Raw genomic sequence first — 4,853 nt, 5'->3', positions numbered from 1 at the left:
TGGCTTCAAACCATCCCAGCTAATCGATTATTATGGATAGGAATGATGTTTATTGGCGTATGGATGGCGGGTATTGTGCCTTTGAACGTGTTCGTCCATAATTGGGGGGATTTTCCTCTCTATACTTGGTGCACCATGGTAGGAGTATTGAATGCGTTGGTGAATGTGCCGATTAATAGTTTGTTTATCTCTATTGTGCCGCAAGAATTAAGGGGTAGAGGTTCTGCTTTAATGACGACGTTCTCCAATTTTCCCATGATGCTAGGAATCATTATAGGCGGTTGGTATGCCGATGTGATCGGAAGTGTTTACGCAACCGCAACGAGCGGCATCTTGCTCGTACTGACAACTTGTACTTATCCACTCTTCCAAGGATATCGACAATTGAGCCAAATTGCATTCAACACAGAAAGGAGCAGCATAGAAGGATGAAAGAATTAAGTGATTTGGAATTGGCCAAAATCTTGATTAACCCAAAACGAAACAAAATTTTGGACTTAACGAAAAACGATGCCTTAACGGTAAAGGAACTAGCAGAAAAATTAAATGAAAAACCATCGAGGCTATACTATCATGTCAAAAAGTTAGAGGAATACGGCCTATTAGAAGTTGCAAGCGAAAAGCAGGTCGGAAATTTAATCGAAAAATCCTATCGTAGAAATAACGACATCGATACAAATGTGATGCTGAATGAAAAAATGATGTCAGAAAACAAATCAGAGCTCATGAAAGAATTAAAAAATACTGTTTATACAGGGCTCTCGTTATTGGAAAAAGAATTGGAGGAAAACAAGCAATTAAACCAATATCAACATCATGTGGAACTAAGCATCTCTTACCATCATATGACCGGAGAGGAATGGCTGCACACCCATCATCATCTCTTTCATCAGTTGGGAGGGGACAATCAGGAATTACCCTCTAAAGTGAAAGAAGCCTTAAAAGAAGAAGATCGCTTCAAACGAGGAAAGTATGTGTTTGTGTTGTTAAGTTACAAAGTTGAGGACGAGGAATAACCGACTCATGGAATGACAGACTTTTGAGGCGGTCTCCCAACGGGCGGGCTATCTTTTTTTCTGCGAAAAACAACAACTTGGATCAATGAGCCGGACTGGCGGCAAAACAGAGGCAACTCTTTGCCACTTCAAAGCTGAACCCGTCTCCCAAGATTCTAGGCATCCATCCTCGCCCCTAGATACACACCTAAAGTATGCCCAAATGCCTCTGATCCCTTTTGTATCAAGGGATCAGAATTTTGTTTGCCTAGTCGCTGTCGAACTATATAGATGCAACGAAAAAGTTTAACTCACATTTCGCACCCTAACAAAGTCAAAACAAAGGATTTTTTATTTAGTTTTTTAGAATCACTTTCCGACCAACACGACGAGCGATGGCAATCCTTTTTTTACCATCGCTCGTCGTTCCGTATCACGTTACACATAAATGCTCTCATCCATGCCCAATCCCTGCAGAATCCTTCGCTGTTCAGGGGTGAGTGAGCGATCCAGTGCGCGTTGGATGCGTCCATCCGGCAGCTCCAGCAGGATGACGTTCACATATTGAAACAGCTGAAAAATCGCCTGTCCGGTTGGCCGGGTCAGCTTGCGGCCTCCAGCCCCTTTTAACGGGTGTTCCGGTGTGATGAACGGACGCACCCGGCGCTGAAAAACACGGTAAATCGCCAAGGCCAACAGAAACAAATAGCCCAATACGGCGACCCGTTCTGGTTTTTTGACGTAAATCTCATCCGTGAAAAACGGATCTTTCAAAAACGCGAAGTTCATTTCCACCGAGATTTGCCCTTTATACAGCTTCAAGATCTCTTGGGCATCCATAGGTTGACCCTTCCATTCCTTCGGAACGGTCGTCACGAGGACAAACCGGGACGCTTTCCGCCTCGCCTGTTCCCACGCCTGTTGGTTGAATTCGACGTTTAAGCGAAGGGTGTACAGCGTCTCCGTCTCAGGTTCCGCCCCTTTTTTCGGCCGTCCGCGCCGTTTTTTCGGACGCACGATCTCTTCGACCGCGGCCTTGACCCGATGAAACCGAGGGCGAAGGGACGCCTTGAGGGATGTCAAGGCTTGTTCCGCGTCTTCCCGGCAGGAGAAGGGATGGCGCTCCCAACGCTCTTGTTCCTCGCGAAGAAGCTCCGCTTCTTTGACCCGTTCTTTTTCGAGCGTTTTTCTTTTGCGCTGGTCGAGCGCGCTCGATTCGACGACGATCAGCCGAACCGGGTGGCCTTCATATGTCGAGGTCGTTTCCCATACCCGGTGCGTGGCGCCGTTTCTCTCGGCCAGCGCAAAGGGATCGCTCCACGTGATGTTGGCGGCCTCGGCCAATGCTCGTTTCACGATCCGGAGCGACGAAGGGCCTCTCGTGATCAAAAAGGCGTTGGCGGCTTTCGTTTGCGCCAAGGTCTCTTTCGTCATCGCGGCGGAATCGGCCACGTAAATCCATTCGTCTTCGATCTTGGCTTGTTTGAGCTGTTCATGGACACGGGATCTCACTTGGGAATTCCACGTTTTGTCAGGCAGGCTGCCGTCGTGCACATCGCCGTAAAACGGGATGCCGTCCTCGTTGCCGACCAGTCCGAAGCCGATCTGTTTTTGCCAAAGATGATGCCGGTTGTAGCCATGCGTGATCTGCAGGGCCTCTAACGAGGCCGATTCATACGCACCGTAAACGGTCTTGTCCGTCGTATCGGCGTGAAAGGCTCGGAGGGAAAGGCCTTCTTTGCGATAAATCTGAATCAAGCAAGTGCTGATGACCTTGTGAATGTCGGCCTCATACAAGCGGTCGAGATGACGAGCCAGCGCATCGTCATTCAACCAGGAAGGATGGAGCCCGGAACGGATGAGTTTTTCCAGATCGATCTCCTGAGCCCATCGCTCCAGGTGAACGAGGGCTTGCCGGCCGTCAAACATATTGTAGAGGATGGCCTGAACGGCATCGCTGGCTCGAGTCTGGCACTGCGGGTGGGCGGGAACGAGATGGTCAATCAATGGGGGAAGGCCCCATTTCTTGAATAGGGCACTTATTATTTCAAATAGGAATTGTGATAGACCGCTTTGACTTGAGCGTTCATGAGAGAAAAACTCCTTCACTTTCCTTGTGTGTCAAGGATTCATTCGACATCGGAACGAAAAAATCCTCCCGATTTTCGTTGAGAGGGTGCGAAATGTGAGTCGTAAAATAATCATAAAAAGAATTATATGTCAATCCTTTTTTAGAATAAATTGTACATGAAGAAACAAAAAACCACCCCATATGGGATGGCGGAAATGATAAAGCTTTAGAGTATTCCCTTTTTAATCCAAGACCAGATTCTATATGTTACCAATACATTTACAAACAACAGCCCTAAAAGCGCCAGAATCCAGATGACCAACCTATCAATTTCTGCGACCGAACGGGCAGTTTTTTCACTTGAAGGATCAGATTCTATCGATTAAGCAATATAATCTCCCTAGCTTCAAAGTCTCTGCTTTCTTTACTTTGACTCATAGTCTGAGGAGTGGCAAGAATGACTTTCACAGTTACTTCTTCCGTAAAGTCGTCAACACTTAATTTGTTGCCATCTTCATCACTGAATTTTGTTTGATCTGTGATTCGGACTGTACAAGGATAGCTTATATCCTCTATGTTATTTTTCCTTTTCTTTACTTCATGGGAACAGTCCACGACAAAATAATTTTCTCCAATACTATAAAGCGTCCCTTCAAAAGACTTTGTTCCTGTACAACTAGTCAAGAGTAAACTAACCAAGACGAAAACAACAGTTCTAATCATTCGAATTGCATTCCTTTGTATGAAAAATAATTTTTTATAAGATTACATTTATCGAAAAAGACAACACAACGCAAAACTAAACTTCTCTCTATTCCCTTTTTATGAGCAGGAGGCTTTTAAAAATGCTCCTAAAGGAAGTAAAGATTACTCATGAATGTTTTATTTGTTGACACTCCACACGCCTAAAGGGCGTGGGATTCTTGGGTCGTTCGCGTCCTCATCCATTTCTGGTTCAGACAACGCCCAAGTTCAGGGGTGTGTCATCACCCCGTCCCATCGGGTTAAGATGTACCCCGATGGGCGGCGCACCTGTGACCAGTGCGCTAGGTTGGGCGGCGAAGCCCGAAATCGCTTTGGCGATGTTGATCGCGCCATTCAAGTCGGCGTGGATGGTGTATCCGCATTTTTTACACGTAAACTGGATGCCATTGCGATTTTCCTTTTCCCGATGTCCACATTTACACGTTTGGCTCGTATAAGTCGGATTCACCCACTCGACCCGAATGCCCGCCATTTCGGCTTTGTAGGCAATCATCGTTTGCAGTTGATGGAACGCCCATGAATGAAGACTTCGTCCCGCTTCTTTGGCCGAAGCGGCTCGTTTCCGAATCCCCGCCAAATCTTCCATCCGAATCACGCCAACACCGTTGGCGAGCGCAAAACGGACGATTTGACGGCTGATTTTATGGTTCATATCCTTCATCCAGCAGGACTCTTTATCGCCGATTTTGCGAATCATATGGAGCTTCTTCGCTTTTCCTAATCTCCTTCGCAAAGCCGCGTATCGTCGGCGTATGAAGGCGCATTGATTCCCTTTGAAGAATAAAGATTTGGTTCCGACACTAGCAACAGCGATATATCTTAGCCCTAGATCAATTCCCATTACTTTTGTTTCTTTCCGTCGTTTGACTTCAAACGTGATGGGAATGGCTACGCACCATTTCTTTTTCTTTTTATAGAGTGCAACTGTTCCTTGTTTGGCAGTCCCGTCTATGATTTGATCAAGCCATGTTTGTTGATAGGGATGCACGACAACGGGTACGCCTATTTTTTTCTCCAATGTT

General features: G+C 46.3%; 3 protein-coding genes and 2 pseudogenes. 2 read left to right on the top strand and 3 right to left on the bottom strand.

The genetic code is table 11. From position 1 onward, the window contains the following. Together GJ1_RS18765 and GJ1_RS17070 are read left to right on the top strand one after the other, a co-directional pair. Positions 1-432, top strand: a pseudogene (locus tag GJ1_RS18765) (hypothetical protein); the annotation flags it as partial. Beyond that, entirely contained in the window at positions 429-1,016 is a 588-nt protein-coding gene (locus GJ1_RS17070; protein ID WP_066235041.1) for an ArsR/SmtB family transcription factor, read from the top strand. The pseudogene GJ1_RS18765 and the gene GJ1_RS17070, both read left to right, overlap by 4 nt. Before the next feature lie 417 nt (positions 1,017-1,433). On the opposite strand, the pseudogene GJ1_RS17065 reads toward GJ1_RS17070, so the two are convergent. The 3 genes and pseudogenes from GJ1_RS17065 to GJ1_RS17055 form a co-directional block, all read right to left on the bottom strand. Continuing rightward, positions 1,434-3,085, bottom strand: a pseudogene (locus GJ1_RS17065) (IS1634 family transposase). Between the two features lie 356 nt (positions 3,086-3,441). Continuing rightward, on the bottom strand, positions 3,442-3,789 hold the full coding sequence (locus GJ1_RS17060; protein WP_066235039.1) for a hypothetical protein: 348 nt from the start codon (positions 3,787-3,789) through the stop codon (positions 3,442-3,444). 232 nt (positions 3,790-4,021) lie between these two features. Next, positions 4,022-4,853: RNA-guided endonuclease TnpB family protein (locus GJ1_RS17055; protein ID WP_157068418.1), on the bottom strand; the 832-nt coding region annotated here is incomplete at its 5' end.

The sequence above is a fragment of the Geobacillus jurassicus NBRC 107829 genome, assembly GCF_001544315.1.
In the GTDB taxonomy this organism is placed as follows: Bacteria; Bacillota; Bacilli; order Bacillales; family Anoxybacillaceae; genus Geobacillus; species Geobacillus jurassicus.
The sequence above is the reverse complement of the archived record's forward strand: the minus strand, read 5'-3'. Positions and strand labels throughout refer to the sequence as shown.